Source organism: Otoolea muris (assembly GCF_943193115.1).
GTDB classification, from domain to species: Bacteria; Bacillota; Clostridia; order Lachnospirales; family Lachnospiraceae; genus Otoolea; species Otoolea muris.
Genome location: NZ_CALPCY010000025.1, coordinates 24,666 through 44,190, shown reverse-complemented (window position 1 = coordinate 44,190; position 19,525 = coordinate 24,666). Strand labels below are relative to the sequence as shown.

Annotated in this window: 16 protein-coding genes; 13 read left to right on the top strand and 3 right to left on the bottom strand. The window is 57.1% G+C overall.

The annotated features are described in order from the left end of the window. Positions 1-17: 17 nt before the first annotated feature. On the bottom strand, positions 18-719 hold the full coding sequence (locus NFS31_RS15315) for a protein mss51 (protein WP_251496768.1): 702 nt from the start codon (positions 717-719) through the stop codon (positions 18-20). Between the two features lie 466 nt (positions 720-1,185). Between NFS31_RS15315 and NFS31_RS15310 the strand changes: the two genes are divergently transcribed. Continuing rightward, on the top strand, positions 1,186-3,150 hold the full coding sequence (locus NFS31_RS15310) for a L,D-transpeptidase family protein (RefSeq protein WP_251496766.1): 1,965 nt from the start codon (positions 1,186-1,188) through the stop codon (positions 3,148-3,150). A 91-nt stretch (positions 3,151-3,241) separates the two neighbouring features. Here the strand turns inward: NFS31_RS15310 and NFS31_RS15305 are convergent, their stop codons facing one another. Both NFS31_RS15305 and NFS31_RS15300 read right to left on the bottom strand, forming a co-directional pair. Further along, the gene (locus NFS31_RS15305; RefSeq protein ID WP_251496764.1) at positions 3,242-4,192 is read right to left on the bottom strand and encodes a helix-turn-helix transcriptional regulator; all 951 of its coding nucleotides are present in this window, start codon (positions 4,190-4,192) and stop codon (positions 3,242-3,244) included. 4 nt (positions 4,193-4,196) lie between these two features. Continuing rightward, complete coding sequence (locus NFS31_RS15300) at positions 4,197-4,571, bottom strand: hypothetical protein (RefSeq protein ID WP_251496762.1); 375 nt, start codon at positions 4,569-4,571, stop codon at positions 4,197-4,199. A 227-nt stretch (positions 4,572-4,798) separates the two neighbouring features. Between NFS31_RS15300 and rpsO the strand changes: the two genes are divergently transcribed. The 12 genes from rpsO to NFS31_RS15240 all read left to right on the top strand — a co-directional run bounded on the left by rpsO (position 4,799) and on the right by NFS31_RS15240 (position 19,496). Next, the gene (gene rpsO / locus NFS31_RS15295) at positions 4,799-5,065 is read left to right on the top strand and encodes a 30S ribosomal protein S15 (protein ID WP_160227146.1); all 267 of its coding nucleotides are present in this window, start codon (positions 4,799-4,801) and stop codon (positions 5,063-5,065) included. A 348-nt stretch (positions 5,066-5,413) separates the two neighbouring features. Next, entirely contained in the window at positions 5,414-7,543 is a 2,130-nt protein-coding gene (locus NFS31_RS15290) for a polyribonucleotide nucleotidyltransferase (RefSeq protein ID WP_251496760.1), read from the top strand. 105 nt (positions 7,544-7,648) lie between these two features. Further along, on the top strand, positions 7,649-8,320 hold the full coding sequence (gene ccmA / locus NFS31_RS15285; protein ID WP_251496758.1) for a heme ABC exporter ATP-binding protein CcmA: 672 nt from the start codon (positions 7,649-7,651) through the stop codon (positions 8,318-8,320). Between the two features lie 217 nt (positions 8,321-8,537). Then, entirely contained in the window at positions 8,538-10,316 is a 1,779-nt protein-coding gene (locus NFS31_RS15280; RefSeq protein WP_251496756.1) for a zinc ribbon domain-containing protein, read from the top strand. 8 nt (positions 10,317-10,324) lie between these two features. Beyond that, positions 10,325-11,509 carry an ABC transporter permease gene (locus NFS31_RS15275; protein ID WP_251496754.1) on the top strand — a complete coding sequence of 395 codons (1,185 nt, stop codon included), beginning with the start codon at positions 10,325-10,327 and terminating at the stop codon, positions 11,507-11,509. Positions 11,510-11,513: 4 nt separating this feature from the next. Continuing rightward, positions 11,514-12,587 (top strand): hypothetical protein, encoded by a 1,074-nt coding sequence (locus NFS31_RS15270; RefSeq protein WP_251496751.1) that lies wholly within the window; start codon positions 11,514-11,516, stop codon positions 12,585-12,587. 358 nt (positions 12,588-12,945) lie between these two features. Then, positions 12,946-14,307, top strand: a complete 1,362-nt coding sequence (mgtE, locus tag NFS31_RS15265) for a magnesium transporter (protein WP_251496748.1) — start codon at positions 12,946-12,948, stop codon at positions 14,305-14,307. A gap of 233 nt (positions 14,308-14,540) precedes the next feature. Next, on the top strand, positions 14,541-15,992 hold the full coding sequence (gltX, locus tag NFS31_RS15260; protein WP_251496745.1) for a glutamate--tRNA ligase: 1,452 nt from the start codon (positions 14,541-14,543) through the stop codon (positions 15,990-15,992). A gap of 53 nt (positions 15,993-16,045) precedes the next feature. Beyond that, positions 16,046-17,974 (top strand): ATP-dependent helicase, encoded by a 1,929-nt coding sequence (locus NFS31_RS15255; protein ID WP_251496742.1) that lies wholly within the window; start codon positions 16,046-16,048, stop codon positions 17,972-17,974. Position 17,975: 1 nt separating this feature from the next. Continuing rightward, the gene (locus NFS31_RS15250; protein WP_251496739.1) at positions 17,976-18,518 is read left to right on the top strand and encodes a cob(I)yrinic acid a,c-diamide adenosyltransferase; all 543 of its coding nucleotides are present in this window, start codon (positions 17,976-17,978) and stop codon (positions 18,516-18,518) included. Between the two features lie 22 nt (positions 18,519-18,540). Next, entirely contained in the window at positions 18,541-19,161 is a 621-nt protein-coding gene (locus NFS31_RS15245; RefSeq protein ID WP_251496736.1) for a hypothetical protein, read from the top strand. After that, positions 19,158-19,496 (top strand): DUF1292 domain-containing protein, encoded by a 339-nt coding sequence (locus tag NFS31_RS15240; protein WP_251496733.1) that lies wholly within the window; start codon positions 19,158-19,160, stop codon positions 19,494-19,496. The genes NFS31_RS15245 and NFS31_RS15240 overlap by 4 nt, the downstream gene beginning before the upstream one ends. The last annotated feature ends 29 nt before the right edge of the window (positions 19,497-19,525 follow it).

The window sequence follows — 19,525 nt, the reverse complement described above, 5'->3', positions numbered from 1 at the left end:
GGGGTTGTTGACTTAGGTTACGCTTCATAGAGCTTTTCAAAAATCTGTTCCGACAGGTAATCTACATAATCAGGCTCCGGCAGATCCCGGCCTGTGACGAAGATGTCCTGAATCAGCTCCAGGCGTTTAAAGTCCATCTCAGGCCCTGAGAGATCAGGATTTTCTTCGGAAACCGCACGGTCCAGGCGTTGGGCGTCCCAGCCGCTTAAGAACCATGCAAGGAGTTCTTCGGTGCGTTCCTCTTCCTCCTTTGCCTCTTTTTGCGCGGAGCGCAGGGAGAGCCTTGTGCGGAGGGCAATCAGGAGAAAAACACCCCCCAGTCCGGCTGTAACGCCCTGAAATATCAGGCGCGCGCCGGGTGAGAACGGAAGCCGGATAAACCCGGCGAAGCAGGCGGCCGAGCAGGCTGCCGTGACGGCGCCGACCAGCGAAAAGGCAAAGCACGAGGAGAGGAGATCCTCGCATTTCTGGCGTTTGGTGACATAAGACCAGGACGGGCGGGGAGCCTCCTGGTCCCTGAGAGGTTCCTCAGGGGCCATTTCCATGGCCGCTTCATTCCGGGCGGTCATCGCTTCAAGCGCTTCCTGCGCCTCCTTAGCCAGCCTTTTTTCCCGGTCCGCCTCCCATGCCTCCCTGGATTCGGCGAGCGGCGCTCCGCAGTCGGTACACGTTGTGATTCCTTTGACAAATTCCATGTCGCATTTTGGACAATAGGGCATGTTTTACCTCCTTATGATTCTGAAAGTACCTTGAAAATGATTCACGCGTTCTGTTTTTCATAGCGCTGCCTGTGATTTGACTCATAAAATGCAGGATTATGCTACAGAACCATTATAGCAGAATTTTACGGAATGTAACAGTTCAGACAACCCTGAACGGCTGCTGCGGAAAGACAAAGTTACTGTTCACACCCTGCCGGGCTGTGCCCGGTAACACGCTTCGCGATGCACACAAACCGCAGAAATGCGGTTTGGCGCTGCTGCTCCCGGGTTTGACCCAAGGGGGCCCGCTGTCTGTGACTTTTGCTGCGCTGCACTCACAAAAAACACCTCGGATTGGCTGGTGCGTGAACAGTAACAAGACAAAGCCCCCTTTTCTCTCAAAATCGAAGTTGACTTTGCTATTAAAGTTCTATACAATAGACGAATGACCGGCCATAACCGGCCGGTTAAAGGAGAATAGAACATGGCAGATGAAAACAGAATGACAGAGCGGCAGGAGGGAACGGACCGGCGCCCGTCCCCGTCCGCAGACAGGGCGGCCGCTGAGGGCAGAGAGGCCGCCCGGCGGGGCGTGAGCCGCGGGAAGGCGGGGCGCAAAGGAGAAGAGCCCGGGAAGACGTCCGGGATAAAACCTGCCGCCGCGCCGTCTGACAGGAGTGGAAATAAAAAGGAGGCCGCTATGCCGGATACAGAGAAGAAAACAGGGGCAGTATCGCATAAAAAGCCGGCGGGAAAGAAGGCGGGGATCGCGGCGGCCTGCATCGCGGCGGCCGTCCTGGCCGGCGGCGGGGGCGCGTATGCATACATGGCCCAGCAGTATAAGGAGGCATTTTTCCCGAATACCAGCATCAACGGCCTGGATGCGTCGGGAAAGACCATGGATGAGGTAAAATCCATGATCGCCTCGGAGATCAACGGATATACGCTTACGATTGAGACAGGGGACGGGAAGACGGAGCAGATAACAGGGGAGGAGATCGGCCTTCATCCAGAATTTGACGACAGCCTTGACTGGATTCTTGAGACGCAGAATCCGTATGCCTGGCTGGATTACCAGTTAAATCCCGCCTCGTATTCGATTGACGCTATGGTGGTCTATGACGAGGAGGCCCTTGACGGGCGGATCGCCTCGCTTTCGTGCATGGATCCGTCGCAGATGCGGCCGGCGGTGGACGCTGCGATTTCCGAATATACCCCGGGACAGGGATACCGCATTATTCCGGAGGAGCCGGGCACGGAGATCGACGGGGCGGCGTTTAAGGAAGCGCTCGGGGAGGCCATAAAGGGCCTGAAAAGCAATCTTTCCCTTGCGGAGGCCGGAGTTTATAAGGAGGCCGCCGTCCGCCGGGACAACCCGGAGCTGTCAGAGCGCCTGGAAGCCCTGAACCGCTATGCCAATATGGCGATCAACTACCAGTTCGGTTCCCGCACGGAGACGCTGGACGGGGATCGGATCCACGAATGGCTGACCACGGACGGGGCGGGTAATCTATCGGTGAACGAGGAAATGGCGGCGGCCTATGTCGCGGAGCTGGCCGCTGAATATAATACGTCTAATAAGGCCAAAACCATCCGCACATCTTCCGGAGCGGATCTCACCGTAAAGGGAGGCACGTATGGCTGGCGGATCAACCAGGCAGAGGAGACGAAGCAGCTCATCGCGGACATCCTGGCCGGGGAGAGCCGGACGCGCGAACCGGTTTACAGCCAGACAGCCGCCAGCCGGGACGGGAATGATTATGGAAATACCTACGTGGAGATCAATTTGACGGCCCAGCACCTTTATATGTATAAGGATGGGAAGCTGCTGGTGGAATCGGATTTTGTGTCAGGAAATCTTGCCAGAGGATGGGGGACGCCGGCAGGAACCTACCCCCTGACCTATAAACAGAGGAACGCGGTGTTAAAGGGGGAAAACTACAGGACGCCTGTGGATTACTGGATGCCCTTTAACGGCGGGATCGGCATGCATGACGCCAAATGGAGAGGGGCCTTTGGCGGAAGCATCTACCGGACCAATGGTTCCCATGGCTGTATTAATCTCCCTCACAGCGTGGCCAAAACGATTTATGAGAATATACAGTCCGGGATCCCGGTGATCTGCTACAATCTGTCCGGGACAGAGAACACGAAGAGCACCGCGGCCCCGGCCGTTCCCGCGCAGCCGCAGCCGCCCGCCCCGGAGCAGCCTCCGGTGACAGAGACGCAGCCGTCAGCGCCGGCCGAGACGCCTGCGCAGCCGGCCGGCCCGGGAAGCGAGCTGCAGACGCCGGTACAGCCGGAGGCCCCGGCCGAAACGCCCGCGCCTGAAGCGCCGGCCGAAACGCCCGCGCCTCCGGAAGCGGCCCCGCCTGAGACGCCCCCGGCCGGCGGTCCCGCCGGCCCGGGCTCTGATTCAGGGAATGCCGGAGGAGGCCCGGGCGCGTAAAGCGTAAAGGGAAGAAGGCGGCTGCCAAGGCGGCAGGCGGGCAGGGAGGAGAATCCTCCCTGCCCGCCTGATTTTTAGTTCCCCGGAGCGCTCACTCATACATCGAGAGTATCTTTCTCGCCTTTTCCTTTAAAATCATCCTTGCCTCAGCGGGCTCGATAATCTCAACATACTCGCCGAAAGACAGCAGATAGAGGAACGTCCAGTTATTGAACTGGTAGCGGAAGGTCACTTCCAATGCGCCGTCCTCTAATTTGCGGATATACTTCTCCTGAAATTCATCATAGACTTTATACGCGATCTTTTCAGAAAAACGCAGTATAAACGTGTGCGCATTACATTCTTCTTTGCGGGAGGGGGCAAGCGAAAAATCCGCGGGCAGCTCGCGCTCAAACAACTGGTCCGTTATCCGCAGCTTTCGTATGCGCGACATTTTATATGTGCGGATATCCTGCCTGTGCCGGGACCAGGCAATGAGATACCAGGCGTGGGATTTAAAAATCAGTTTCAGCGGCTCGGCGGCCTGCTCTGTTACCGTCAGCTCTGAATTAAAATAAGTGAAGGTAATCACATACTTGTTGATGATAGCGCGTTCCAGGGCCGCTATATGGTTCCGCTCCTTTTCGGGGCTGCCCCAATAGGAAAAATCAATCTCCAGCCAGGAGGACTGCAGATTATGGCTGAACAATCCGGCGACCTTGTTCAATACTTTATCCGCGTCAGGGTAATTCGACGACTTCAGGATTTGCAGCGCCTGTACAATATTTTGCTGCTCTGCCTGTGTGAAATACGACTTGTCCAGCGAGAAGCCCTGCAGTAAGGAAAGTCCTCCGCCATATCCCTTCTGTGAGGTAATGGGGATGCCCGCAATCGAAAGGATATTGATATCCCTGTAAATCGTGCGGGTGGAAACACAAAGCTCTCCGGCCAGTTGCTTTGCCGTCCTGTGCTCATGGCTCAGCAGGAGGAACACGATTTGAATCAGTCTGTCTATCTGCATAGGACACCTGACGGACGGCACTTTGCGTTTTCTTCGCCGCATTGTCTCATTCGCCTGCAATATGACGGTTCCATCCAAACAGCTCCTCTCCTAAATATTTGTCATGCGGGGCGACGAGACAGCGTTCGATGGCTTTCCAGTAGCTGTCATAAAGGTTTTTCTGCGCAGCCCCATAATGTTCCTTTGTATCAAATTCCCAGTAAAGCATATATTTGACGCTTTTAACAGCGCGGGTGATCGCAAGAGGGGAAAGCCCGCCCTTAATCTGCTCCATGTTGATGCGGTACCCGCGTTTGATAAAGCGGAGCAGGGAAAGACCCTCCTGTTGTTCCAGGACGCGCCTGGCTTCGAGCATCAGGGATTCAAATTCCGCTGCCATTTGCGGCTTGACCTGATAAATACACAGTTCTGTAAATGCCATATCAGATTCCTCCTTTGCTTCATTTTAGCATTTGGAATATGACATAAGCAAGTCGCATTTCTCTGTTTTCTGAAATGTATAAGAAATATATAGAAAAACAGGTTTACACCCAAACTGTTCTATGCTATACTAAATCGGTATGGCAACGCCGGCGCCCGGTTTTTTGAGGACTCCTGACATAAACGGAGCGCGCGGTGGGGATTTTATAATAAGGAGGACAAATTATCATGATTTCAAAGGAAAAGAAAGCGGCGATTATTGCGGAATACGGCAGGAAGCCGGAGGATACCGGTTCACCGGAGGTTCAGATTGCGATTCTGACAGCCAGGATTACGGAGCTGACCGAGCATTTGAAGGCGAACCAGAAGGATCACCACTCCAGACGCGGCCTGTTAAAGATGGTTGGACAGAGACGCGGCCTTCTTGATTATTTGAAGAAGACGGATCTGGAGGGCTACCGCGCTCTGATCGAGAAGCTGGGCATCAGAAAGTAAGAAAGAAAAAGCGGGGGTTTTATTTGTCCCCGGTTGTTGGTTCCCGCGGGCGGCGGGCGATGGATAGGCTTTTTGCGTATCCGCCTGCTGCCGCGGGATATTTGAGTATCCGATTCCTGCTTGTGCAGGAGCCGTTTACTGTGGAAGAGGCCCCGAGACCGCTGCTGTGCGGGCAAATCAGGCGCGCTGCAGGGCAGTTTGCCCGCAGAGCAGTAGTTTCGGTATCTTTCCACAGGGACGTTTTGGTTTGATAAGCGCGGATGCGGCGTTAAGATGGATGCGGCGGACGGATGGCGGCCAGGGCCGCGATAAGGATGCTGTCCGCACAGGCAATGAGAGGAGATAGACGTGTATAAAAGTTTTTCAATGGAATTAGGCGGCAGGATGCTGACCGTGGATGTCGGCAGGGTGGCGGCGCAGGCGAACGGCGCTGCGTTTATGCATTATGGAGATACGACGGTGCTCTCGACGGCGACGGCATCGGATAAGCCGAGGGACGGGATTGACTTTTTCCCTCTGAGCGTGGAGTTTGAGGAAAAGCTGTATTCGGTGGGAAAGATCCCGGGCGGATTTAACCGCCGCGAGGGCAAGGCGTCTGAGAACGCGATTCTGACGGCGCGCGTGATTGACCGCCCGATGCGCCCGCTGTTTCCGAAGGATTACAGGAATGATGTGACATTAAACAATTTGGTGCTGTCCGTGGATCCGGACTGCAGCCCGGAGTACACGGCCATGCTGGGTTCTGCGATCGCGACCTGTATTTCCGATATCCCGTTTGACGGCCCCTGCGCGACGACGCAGATCGGCATGATTGACGGTGAATTTATCATTAACCCCACGAACGCGCAGAAGCAGGCGTCGGATATGGCGCTGACTGTGGCTTCCACGAGGGAAAAGGTGATTATGATCGAGGCCGGCGCCAAAGAGGTTCCGGAGCAGGTGATGATCGAGGCGATTTTCAAAGCCCATGAGGTGAATCAGGAGATCATCCGCTTTATTGACGGCATTGTGGCGGAGTGCGGCAAGGAGAAGCACACGTATGAGAGCTGCGCCGTTCCGGAGGAGCTGTTTGCGGCCATTAAGGAGATTGTGACGCCGCAGGAGATGGAAGAGGCGGTATTTACGGACGAAAAGCAGAAACGCGAGGCGAATATAAAGGCCATTACCGAGCGCCTGGAGGAGGCGTTCGCGGAGAAGGAAGAGTGGCTCCCTGTGCTTTCTGAGGCGATTTACCAGTATCAGAAGAAGACGGTCCGCAAGATGATTTTAAAGGATCACAGACGTCCCGACGGCCGCGGCATCACGGAGATCCGCCCGCTGGCTGCGGAGATCGATCTGCTCCCGAGAGTCCACGGTTCGGGCATGTTTACAAGAGGACAGACACAGATTTTAAATATCTGCACCCTCGCGCCGCTCTCCGAGGCGCAGAGGCTGGACGGGCTGGATGAGAACGAGACGTCCAAGCGCTATATGCACCACTACAATTTCCCGTCCTACTCCGTGGGCGAGACAAAGCCGTCCAGAGGGCCGGGACGCCGCGAGATCGGCCATGGCGCGCTGGCGGAGAGGGCGCTTCTTCCAGTGCTTCCGAGCGAGGAGGAGTTCCCTTACGCGATCCGCACCGTTTCCGAGACGATGGAGTCCAACGGATCGACCTCGCAGGCGAGTATCTGCGCATCCACTCTGTCCCTGATGGCGGCGGGCGTTCCGATCAAGGCCCCGGTGGCGGGTATTTCCTGCGGCCTGGTGACGGGCGATACGGACGATGATTATATTGTGCTGACCGATATCCAGGGGCTGGAGGATTTCTTCGGCGATATGGATTTCAAGGTGGGCGGCACGCATAAGGGCATTACCTCCATCCAGATGGATATCAAGATCCACGGCCTGACACGGCCGATCATCGAGGAGGCGATCGCCAAGACGAGGGAGGCAAGACTTTATATCCTGGACGAGGTGATGGCGCCGGTTATCTCTGAGCCGAGGAGGGAAGTCAGCCAGTACGCCCCGAAGATCATACAGATCTCCATTGATCCGCAGAAGATCGGCGATGTGGTTGGCAAGCAGGGCAAGGTGATCAACAAGATCATTGAGCAGACCGGCGTGAAGATCGACATTGAGGAGGACGGAAGCGTTTCCGTGTGCGGCACGGACAAGGAGATGATCGACAAGGCGATCCAGATCATCCGCAGTATTGTGACCGATATCGAGCCGGGCCAGGTTCTGACCGGAACGGTAGTCCGGATCATGAATTTCGGCGCGTTTGTGGAGCTGTCCCCGAACAAGGACGGCATGGTCCACATCTCCAAGCTGTCGGATAAGAGAGTGGCCAAGGTTGAGGACGTGGTCAATATCGGCGATCAGGTGACGGTGAAGGTCATGGAGATCGACAAGATGGGCCGCATTAATTTAAGCATGAAGCCGGCGGATCTGGCCCCCAGAGCCGGCCGGAAGCCGGAACGGGTGGATCCGGTGTAAGGATTTGAAATATTGCGTTTGACAGGAAAGCTGCCGCAGGGCCGTAGATACGGCCCGGGCGGCTTTCTTTCGTACAGCGCGGCGCGGCCGGGAAAGGGGTAAAGGATGCTGAGTGTGACAAATATCTGTAAAAGCTACAAAAAACGGGCGATTTTAAAAGGAGTTTCCTTCGAGGCGGGCCCGGGGGAGTGTGTTGGGATTGCGGGTGGGAACGGGTGCGGGAAGACGACGCTTCTGTCGATCCTTGCGGGGGTGAGGCGCGCGGATCAGGGAAGCATCCGGTTTGACGGCAGGGAGGCGGCGGGCTCGCCGCGCGTGTTTGAGCAGTTCGCGGCCTATGTGCCGCAGGAGGCGCCGCTGATCCCGGAGCTTTCGGCCAGGGATAATTACCGGCTGTGGTTTAAGGGCGATAAGCGGCGCATGGAGGAAGAGCTTACGCATGGCGTCGGAAAGGCCCTGGGCCTGGCAGATTTTTTGGGCGCCCCGGCGGGAAAGCTGTCCGGGGGGCAGAAAAAGCGCCTTTCCATTGCCTCGGCCCTTTCCGGGCGGGCCCCGGTCCTGATCCTGGATGAGCCGGGGGCGGCCCTTGATCTGGCGGCCAAGGAGGAGATCCTGCGCTATGTGAAGGCGTACATGCGCCAGGGCGGGAGCGTTATCCTGACCTCGCATGAGAAGGGGGAGCTGGAAATCTGCACGAGGCTGTTTGTCCTAAAGGACGGAAGGCTTGAGAAGGTTCCTGCGGGGATCGGGACAGGGGAGCTGATTCGCCTGTTTTGATGAAAAGTCATCATTGCTTCCAGCTTGAAATATGGTATCGAAAACATGGACTACAAATGTCTTGCGCAGGATTTGATTAAAAATGAGCCGCAATTGTTCTCCGCGAGATCTTACAAAATTCATAAATAGTCAAGGATATCCCCGCTAAATGCCTAAAATGTGTTATACTATACCTGATATAACTGCAGTCATCGCATAACAGCAGGGAGGAATCAGGATGAAGTGTCCATATTGCAGTCAGGAAATAGAGGATGGGAGCCAGGTATGCGCTCAGTGCGGCCGCGCGTTAAATACAGCGGACGGCGGGCAGGAGGCCCGGGAGGAGACTTTACAGGACGGCGCGGCAGGCGTTTCGCAGTCTGAGGGCGACGGCGCGGGAGAGGTTCCGAAAAAGGGGAAAAGGTGGGTGATCCCTGTGGCCGCCGCCGGGGCCGCCGTTGTCGTTGCGGGCGGGATTTTTGCCATGACCCGGCGGGAGGATCCGAAGGAGACGGTGATCAATGCGTTTAAAAGCATCACGGATAAGGAACAGCCAAGCCCCGCGGACGAGATGTTCGGGAGCCGGGAGATGGGGAAACTGTTCAGCGAGGGTTCCATGCAGGGAACGGTGAGCCTTACGCTGGAGAGCTGCATGGATCCCACGGTCAACAGCCTGGCCACGGGCAGCCTGGAGATCGGGATGAAGAGGGACATGGAGAACAAGAAGGCATCCGTCTCGTACGGCATCGGGTACGGAGGTATGGAGCTTGCGGATATGGAGCTGTACTTCGATGAAAAGCAGCTCGTCGCGGCCGTGCCGGTCCTCTCGTCCAGGGCGTTTACGCTCAACTACGGCGAGGATCTGGAAGGGCAGATCGCGGCCTCCCCGTATCTGGGAACGGTTCTGGAGCAATACGGCGTGGATGTCGGCGGGATCGGCCGCTACATGGAGACGTGTATGGACATGGCGGCCGGGGATGAGAAACTGTTTGACTTAAAGGAGCTGTGGGAGCGCTATAAGGAGGGCAGCAGGGCCATTGACAACTTAAAGGAGGCCATGACCGTTGAAAAGACGGAGAAAAAGGAATTTACCATCGACGGGAAACAGGCGGGCTGCAGCGGCTACCATGTGGTGATCACCAAGGAGGCCATGATCGATTTCCTGGATGTCAGCCGCGAGTTTTTCTTAAGCGACGAGACGCTGAAAAGCGATTTTATCCAGTATATGGAGCTGGCGGGGGAGCTGCAGGATAGCATGCGGGCCCTCTACGGGACCGATACAGCGCAGTCTCCGGAGACGATGCAGCAGGAGCTGTGGGACAGGGCGCAGGACGAATTTGACAAGCTTCTCGCGCAGCTTGACGAATCGCTGGGCGATGTGGCCATGAATGTCTATGTGAGAAAGGACAAAAAGATGGCCGGCTTTGATTTTGAGAGCGCGGCCGTGATCGATGGCGAGGAGGTTAAAATACGCGGCGAAGCGGCTTTTGCGGGCGGATACAATATGGGCGCGAATATGACTGCCTCCGTGGAGCTTGCGGGCGGGGACGGGGAGACGATCGCCCTCTCCTATGAAAGCGCCGGCGCGTATGAGAAAGATAAGAGCTGGGAAACGTCTGTAAAAGGAACGATTGAGGCGGCCGGGCAGAGCTTTGGCCTCTCCTGTGAGAGCGCATGCGAGGCGGCCGGGGACGCGTGGGATTATACGCTTGATCTGACGCTTCTGAGCGGGAAAATGAGCATGGGCTCGCTTTCGTCAAACGGCGTGATCGAAGCGCCCAAAAAGGGAGAATCCCTGCGGATCGCGATGGATTCCATCCGCGTGGAATCCCCGATGGCCGGCGCGGGGCCGGTTATCGAGCTGTCCGGATCCTGCGAGGCAGGGCCTCTGGCAGAGGAAGTGACGGCGCCGGAGGGAGAGCCCTTTGACGTTCTGGCAGCGACGGAGGAAGAGTACCAGGCGGTGGGGACGGAGATTTACGGAAACCTGTTTGGGCTGGCGCTCAGGCTGCAGTAGGAGGGCGGATGCGTACCTTTCTTATTTACCTTCAGATGGAATGCAAGAGGACTTTAAAAAGTATCCCATACGTTCTGACAGGAGCAATTGTGCTGGTTTTGCTGGCCGGCGCAATTGCTTTTTCGGCCGGTAAGCTTCTGTACGGCGACAGGGCCGTGGGCCGGATCAAAGTCGGCGTCGTCATGCCTGAGGATGACGCCCTGGCCGGGATGGCGATGCGCATGGTCTCCTCCCTGGACAGCGTGAAGAGCCTGTGTGATTTCACATATGTGGAAGCGGCGCAGGGCAGGAGACAGCTAAAGGACGGGGAGCTGCTGGCGCTTCTGGAGATTCCGGACGGGCTTGTAGAGGGGATCATGGACGGGAGCAATGTGCCGGTGACGGTCGTGCTGCCGGACAACGCGGGACTGGAGGCGGCGGTGTTTAAGGAGCTCACAGAGGCCGGGAGCTCGCTTCTTAAAACCGCCCAGGCCGGGATCTATGCAGCGGACGATTACCTGAACGCCTATGGGATGACGGTCTTTATCGCGCAGGCGGAACGCGATCTGAACGAGGTGTTTTTGCGCTACGCCCTCGCCCGTGAGCGGTGCTTTTCGGGGGAGGAGGCCAGCGCCGCGGGCGATGTGGGCGTGGCGGCCTATTACGGTATCTCGGCCGCTGTGGGCGTTTTGCTATTGCTCGGCATCCCCGCGGCCTGCATCGCGGGGCCGTACCGCCCGGCGACGGAGGAGATGCTTTTGCGCATCGGAATCGGCCGCGCGCAGAGAACTGCGGCGCGCACGCTCAGCCTCTGCTTATTGCTCATGCTCTTTTTCTCTGTCCCCACGGCCGTTGCCGCGTACAGGGGGCTTTTTAAGGCAGAAGCGGCCGCGCCTTTGATGGGGATTCTCCTCTGTCTTGCGGCCGCGGGCTGGATCCACCTGCACTATGAGCTGTGCCGGAATGAGACGGCGGCTATCCTGCTCCTGTTTGGTACAACGGTGGTCATGCTCTTTATGTCCGGCGGGATCATTCCGTCCGTATTTTTGCCAAAGGCCGTACAGGCAGCCGGTAAATGGATGCCTGCCGCGTATTTTGCGGACGGGATTCGGTTTATGATCACCGGGAAGGCCAACGGGAGCGCGGCAAAGCTGGTTCTGCTGGAGGCGGCCGCGTTTTTCCTGTCATCCGGACTCAGAAGGGAGCGGGATTAAAGACATGGGATGGATCGCAAAATGGTATATATATTCCTGTAAACGCCTGCTTAAAAAGCCCCTGTTTCTCCTCCTGCTCATATCGCTCCCCCTGGGGATGCGGGCGTTTCGGGGCGCGGAAAAGGAGAGCGGGGGAAGCATTGCCATAGCCCTGTATACGGGCGGGGACGCCTTTAATGAGCAGGTGGCGGACGCGCTTGGAAAGGATGCGCAGTCCTTTTCTTTTTACAGGTGCGGATCAGAGGAGGAACTGTGGAACGATGTGGCCTCGGGGCGCGCCGAATGCGGGTACTGTTTTCCGGAAGGGCTTAAGGAGAGACTGGACGCGGGGGATTATAAGCGCGCAATCCGGGCCGTCACATCACCGTCCACCGTGGCGTCCGGGATCGCCTCGGAGAGCGTGTATGCGGGCCTGTTTTCCGTGTACGGGCGGGAGCTTCTGAGGCAGTACGCCGTTTCCGGGCAGGCGTTCGCCGGGGCGAGGGAACTCTTTTTGGCGGAGCGGATCTGGGAGGAGCTGGAACCGCTCTATGACAAAAACCTGAAAAACGGGAGCACATTTGCCTTTGCGTACGAGACAGTGGCCGGGGCGGCTGTGGAAGAGGCACAGGCGCTTGCCTCGTTCCCGGTGCGCGGGATGGGCGCTGTTTTTATACTCGTCATGGGACTGGGAGCGGCGGTGACAGCCGGGGAGGATGGGGGGCGCGGCCTGTATCTGGCCATGACAGAGGCCAGGAAAACGGCCTGCCAGCTCATGCAGATCGGGGCCGCGGTCTCCTTTGCGGCTCTGTCTGTGCTCGTAAGCCTTGCAGTGTCCGGGAGCTTTCCCAGGCCGTGCGGGCCGGGAAGCCTGTTCCAGGAATGCGCCGCGCTTGCGCTCTACGGCGCGTCCGCAGCCGTGTTTTCCTGGGGGCTTCTGGCAGCGGTGAAACGGCCGCAGGCGATTGCGGGGCTGATCCCGTTTTTCATCCTCGGAAGCCTGGCCGTGTGCCCGGTGTTTGCGGACCTGTCGCGGTTTATACCGGTCATCAAGATCATACGGTGGGGGTTTCTGCCGTGGTATTATCTGCGGCTGTGAGGAAAAGAGGGGGAGTTTTGCAGAGGGAAAACAGGAACAGGCGGGAGTATTCGATTCTGGAAGCATGCTCTATGCGCAATAAAATATTAAGATGGAATTGAAAACCCCGTTGCTATTTTCCCGCTGACTCATTATAATTGAAAAAGATACCAGAAAGGAGTGAACACAATGGAAGGCCGAAGTCACAAGGCGGAATCAGACGGCAGCCACCCTGAACCGAAGGCAGAGTACGCTTCGATTTTTCGTTGTGTGCGCTGCCGGGGCATGGCATAGCGGCCGGGACGCAATTCGCCGCTATAAAAGGGCTGTTCCTTCTGTTTCCAAAATCAGAACAGGAATTTTGGAAGGAGAGAACGAAATGCTTGAAAAAGAGAATCAGTTAGAGACGCTTTTAGACCTGACCGCGGGAAAGAAATACAGGGAGCTCAAAGGACATCTGGTGGAGATGAACGAGGTGGATATCGCCTCTTTCATGGAAGAGCTGGATTCGGAGAAGACGGTAGTGATTTTCCGCATGCTTCCCAAGGAGCTGGCATCCGATGTATTTGCCTGCCTGGAGGTGGAGCAGCAGCAGCACATCATTACCAGCATCACTGACAATGAGCTGCGCAGCATCGTGGACGATCTGTTTGTGGACGACGCGGTGGACATGCTGGAGGAACTGCCGGCCACGATTGTAAAGAGGGTTTTGAAGAATTCAAGCCCGGATACAAGGCAGCTCATCAACCAGTTCTTAAAATATCCGGAAAACAGCGCCGGCAGCGTGATGACAGCGGAGTATGTGGGCCTGAAAAAGACCATGAACGTGGAGGAAGCCTTTGCCTATATCCGCAAATACGGCGTGGACAAGGAGACGATCTATACCTGCTATGTGATGGATGAAAAGCGCCAGCTCGAAGGCGTTCTGACCGTGAAGGATCTGCTCATGAACCCTTATGAGACGGTGCTCGGGGACATCATGGACACCCGCGTCATCAAAGCGTACACCACCGAGGATCAGGAAAAAGTGGTGGACACCTTTAACGAGTACAACCTTCTGAGCCTTCCCGTGGTCGATCAGGAAGACCGGCTGGTAGGGATTATCACCGTGGACGACGTCATGGACGTCATGGAGCAGGAGGCCACGGAGGACTTTGAGAAAATGGCGGCCATGCTTCCCAGCGAAAAGCCGTACCTCAAGACCAGCGTCTTCCAGCTCGCCAGAAACCGCATTCCCTGGCTGTTGATCCTGATGCTGAGCAGCATGATCACAGGCGGTATCCTGGTCAGCTACGAGACAGCCTTTGCGGCCATCCCGCTGCTCGTCTCCTTTGTCCCCATGCTGATGGACACCGGAGGCAATTCCGGAAGCCAGGCCAGCACCATGATCATCCGCGGCATGGCGGTAGGAGAGGTGGAGCCGGCGGATATCTTTAAGGTTATGTGGAAGGAAGTGCGGGTCGGATGCATGTGCGGCCTGGTCCTGGCGCTGGTCAACTACGTGCGCCTGATTCTCCAGTACCCCGGACAGGAACTGATATGCCTGACCGTGGTGCTGAGCGTATTCTGCACGGTGATCATTGCCAAGACGATCGGGTGTACGCTGCCGATCCTGGCAAAAGTGGCAAAGCTTGACCCGGCGATCATGGCGGCGCCGATGATCACGACGATTGTAGATGCGTGCAGTTTGATGATTTATTTTAATCTGGCGTGTACGCTGCTGGGTATGGCGCGGGGGTAGTCGCGGAGGGGCCGCCGGAACCAGGCAGCGAATCCGACGGAACCCCGCTCCCGCTCGGAGAAAAGCGCGGCGGAAGCGGGGTTCCGTTGGATATAATACCTGACGCTGGCGGCCCCCTGTGAACAGTACGCCCCTGCGTTCCCCCCTCACTCACACGGATAACTGCTTGTCTTTTTTACAATTTCGGTATATAATCGATACAATTATTATGAACAATCAGGAGTGATAAAGCTATGACAAAGATCAGAACAAGATATGCCCCGAGCCCGACCGGCCGGATGCATGTGGGAAATTTGAGAACGGCATTGTACGCCTATTTAATCGCCAAGCACGAGGGCGGGGACTACCTTCTGCGGATCGAGGACACGGATCAGGAGCGGTTCGTCGAGGGCGCCCTGGAGATTATCTACGATACGCTGAAGGACACGGGCTTACAGCACGACGAGGGCCCGGATCTGGGCGGGCCGGCAGGGCCGTATGTGCAGAGCGACCGCCAGAAGGCCGGTATCTATATGGAGCATGCGAAGATGCTGGTTGATAAGGGCGAGGCGTATTACTGCTTCTGCACCCAGGAGCGCTTAAATTCGTTAAAGCGGACGGTGAACGGCGAGGAGATCATGACCTATGACAAGCACTGCCTGCACCTCTCCAAAGAGGAGATCGAGGCAAATTTGAAGGCCGGCATGCCGTTTGTCATCCGCCAGAACAATCCGAAGGAGGGCACGACCACCTTCCACGACGAGCTGTACGGCGATATTTCCGTGGACAATGCGGAGCTGGACGATATGGTGCTGTTAAAGTCCGACGGCTTCCCCACGTACAATTTTGCCAATGTGGTGGATGATCACCTGCAGGGGATCACGCATGTGGTGCGGGGAAATGAATATCTGTCGTCCGCGCCGAAGTATAACCGTCTTTATGAGGCGTTTGGCTGGGAGATTCCGGCGTATATCCACTGTCCGACGATCACGAATGAGGAGCACAAGAAGCTGAGCAAGCGCAGCGGCCATTCCTCCTATCAGGATCTGATTGACCAGGGCTTTGTGTCTGAGGCGGTGGTGAACTTTGTGGCACTTCTTGGCTGGTCGCCGGAGAGCAATCAGGAGATTTTTACCCTGGACGAGCTGGTGAAGGAATTTGATTATAAGAATATCAGCAAATCCCCGGCCGTGTTTGATATGGTAAAGCTTAAGTGGATGAACGGCGAGTATATTAAGGCCATGGATTTTGATAAGTTCTACGCCATGGCGGAGCCGCATTTAAAGAAAGTGATCACAAAGGATCTGGATCTGAAAAAGATTGCGGCCATGGTGAAGACGAGGATTGAGACCTTTTTAGATATTGAGGGACACATTGATTTCTTTGAGGCGCTGCCGGAGTATGATCCGCAGATGTATGTCCATAAGAAGATGAAGAGCACAAAGGAGACGTCCCTTTCCGTGTTAAAGGATGTGCTTCCGATCCTGGAGGCGCAGGGGGATTTCTCGAACGACGCTCTCTATGGGGCCTTGTCAGCGTATGTGGCGGAGAAGAATGTGAAGACCGGTTTTGTGATGTGGCCGATCCGCACCGCGGTTTCGGGAAAGCAGATGACGCCGGCCGGCGCGACGGAGATCATGGAAGTGCTCGGCAAGGAGGAGTCGCTCGCGCGGATCCGCAGGGGGATTGCGCTTTTGGAGGCGTAAAGCGCATGCGGCGCCGGAGGGTATCACAGAGAAAGAGATGAGAAACGTAAGATATGGGATTTAGCAGGGCGCAGGAGGAGGCAATCCGCCACCGGACGGGGCCGATGATGGTCCTGGCCGGGCCGGGCTCGGGCAAGACGACGGTGATCACCCGCCGGGTGAGCTATCTGACCGGGGAATGCGGCGTGAATCCGGCGGATATCCTGGTGATCACCTTTACCAGGGCGGCCGCAGCGGAGATGCGGGAGCGGTATGAGAAGCTGGCGAACGGGACTTCCCGCACGGTGTTTGGCACATTCCATTCGGTCTTTTTCCGTATTTTGAAGTTCGCCTACCGCTACAGCGCGGAAAATATCGTCCGGGAGGAGCAGCAGGCGCAGATGATCCGCGAGCTGATCCGGGAGGCCCGGCTGGAGCCGGAGGATGAAAAGGAGATGGTCGCCGGCATTTTGAGCGAGATCAGCTCCGTGAAGGGCGAGATGCTGGATCTGCGCCATTATTATTCCCAGAACTGCCCGGACGAGGTGTTCCGGGCCATGTATGAGGGCTATGAGGAGCGCATGAGGAAGGCGGGGCTGATTGACTTTGATGACATGATGCTCATGTGCCGCGAATTGTTCCTGCAGAGGCCGGATATCCTGTCCGCCTGGCAGAAGCGGTACCGCTATATCCTGATCGACGAATTTCAGGACATCAACCGGCTGCAGTATGAGATTGTGCGCATGCTGGCAAAGCCGGAGGACAATCTTTTCATCGTGGGCGACGACGATCAGTCCATTTACCGCTTCCGCGGCGCGAAGCCGGAGATTATGCTGGGCTTTGAGGCGGATTATCCGCAGGCGAAGCGCGTGCTGCTGGACATCAATTACCGGTGTACAAAGGAGATTTCCGACGCGTCGCTGCGCTTAATCAGCCGGAACCAGAAGCGTTTTCCAAAGCAAATCCGCACGAACGGGGCCAGGGGCCATGAGGTGATCACAAGGATTTGGCCGGATCCGGGGCAGGAGACGCTGCGGATCGCGCAGGAGATCAAGGGATATCTCAGAGCCGGGTACGCTCCGTCGGATATCGCAGTCCTGTACCGGACGAATGCGGGGCCCCGGCTGCTCATCGGGCGGCTGATGGAATACAATATCCCCTTCCGCACCCGCGATGCGGTCCCCAACCTTTTTGAACACTGGATCAGCGCCAATATCCTGACGTATATCCGCATCGCCATGGGAAGCCGGAGCAGGGAGGATTTCCTGAAAATTATCAACCGCCCCAAGCGCTATATCAGCCGCGACAGCTTCCGCCAGGAGACGGTCTCCTTTGAGGAGCTGAAAGCCTGCTATGCGGACAAGGACTGGATCCTGGATCGTATTGAGAGCCTTGAGTATGATTTGAGGGCTTTAAGCCGGATGTCCCCGCTGGCGGCGGTGAACTACATACGTCAGGGGATGGATTATGACAGCTATCTGAGGGAGTACGCGGCCTTCCGCAGAATGAAGCCCGAAGAGCTTTTTGAGACAGCGGATCAGCTCCGCGAGAGCGCGGCGGCATTTGAAACTTTTGACACCTGGTTTGCGCATATTTCGGAGTACGGCAGGGAGCTGAAACGCCAGGCGTCCATGCGCCAGGCCGATGCGGACGCCGTGACGCTGGCAACCATGCACAGCGCAAAGGGGCTGGAGTTTAAGGCAGTGTATATCCTGGATGCCAATGAAGGGGTGACGCCGCACGGCAAGGCGGTCCTGGAGGATGACATCGAGGAGGAGCGGCGGCTGTTTTATGTGGCCATGACGCGGGCAAAGGAGCGCCTTCATGTGTACGCCTCGCAGGAGCGCAGCCACAAGAAGGCGGATTTATCCCGGTTTGTGGAGGAATATCTGGATAAGGGAGATGAGGCCGGCGCGGCCGGCGGCTGCGGCAGGCCGGACGGCTTTATGGGGCGTGCGGCAGGAGCGGCTGCGCAGGCCCCCGCGGGTGAGGGAGAGATGTGAGATGGGCTTTATTCATCTGTACTGCGGGGACGGAAAGGGGAAGACCACAGCGGCCGTGGGGCTGGCGGTCCGGGTCGCGGGCTGCGGCGGGCAGGCTGTGGCGGCCCGTTTTCTGAAAAACGACGCCTCCGGCGAGGTGGAGGCATTGAGACGCCTTGCGGGCGTGACGGTATTTCCCTGTGAAAGGACATTTGGGTTTACGTGGCAGATGAGCCGGGAGGAGAGGGCCGGCGCGGCCTCCTGGAGCCGGGAACTGTTCCGGGGCGCGTTTGAGGAGGCGTCGCGCCTGGCGGATGCGCGTACGGCGGATGCGCCGGTTCTCCTCGTGCTGGACGAGCTCTGCGCCGCGGTGAACGCCGGCCTTTTGGATCTGGAGGAAGTGCTGCGCGCCCTGGACGGCCGCCCGGAAGTGCTGGAGGTTGTGATAACGGGCCGGGATCCGGCGGCTGAGATCCGGGAGCGGGCGGATTATGTGACAGAGATGAGAAAGGCGCGCCACCCCTTTGACCGGGGCGTGAAGGCGCGCCGGGGGATTGAGTACTGACAGGCAGGAGAGGAGACGAAAGATGAGGGCAAGGAGGCCGGGACCGGCGCGGCGCACGCGGCCGCTTACGCAGGAGGAGCTTACGGCATGCCGTGAGGCGATTGAGCGGGACAATCCGGGTTATATGGATGAGAATACGAAGCTCACACAGCTCGTCAAGACCCTGACAGGGGTGAGGATGCTGTACGGGATTTTTAATATCTGCATGTTTAAAATGTATGATTTGAGCCTGGTTCAGCCGATCATTCTGTTTTTCAGCGCCTTTTTTTTCCTGTTCTGGTATATGTGGATGCTGCGCTCCGGAAAACTGGTGGCGGTGTTTATGATGTGCGTCCGGGGCTACAGCATTATATCAGGGGGCGCGGCCCTTTTAAACATGGCGGGATGGCTCCCGTACCCGCTGATTTTCATGCTGACAGCGGCCGGGGTGATGGAATTTGTCGAGGCTGTGTTCTGCATCTATGTCCTGTTTCACCCCTTTGCCGCCCATACGATCCGGCTGAACAAGGCATTGTTCCAGAGGCTGATGCGGGCCGTGGATCCGGTGGAGCTGAACAGGATGGCAGGTTATCAAAACCCCTATGGGGAAGACACGGATCAGGAGGGGCCCGGTCCGGGATCAGATGAAGGAGGTAGGAAATGACAGAGGAGAAAAACAGAGAGCCGATGGGAGAGGACAGCGGGGAGGAAATGACCGTTACCCTGACCCTGGATGACGGGAAAGAGCTGGAGTGCGTGGTGCTGACCATCTTCCCGGCCGGAGATAAGGAATATATCGCGCTTCTTCCCATGGAGGACGAGGAGGCGGAGGAGGGCGAGGTGTACTTATACCGCTATACCGAGGATGAGGACGGCCTGCCCAATCTGGAAAATATTGAGGACGATGAGGAATACGACATCGTGGCGGATGCATTTGACGAGCTTCTTGACGAGCAGGAATACGACGAACTGATCGGCGAGGACGAGCTGGACGACTGAGAAAGCGGCGGATCCCTGATATGCTGCAG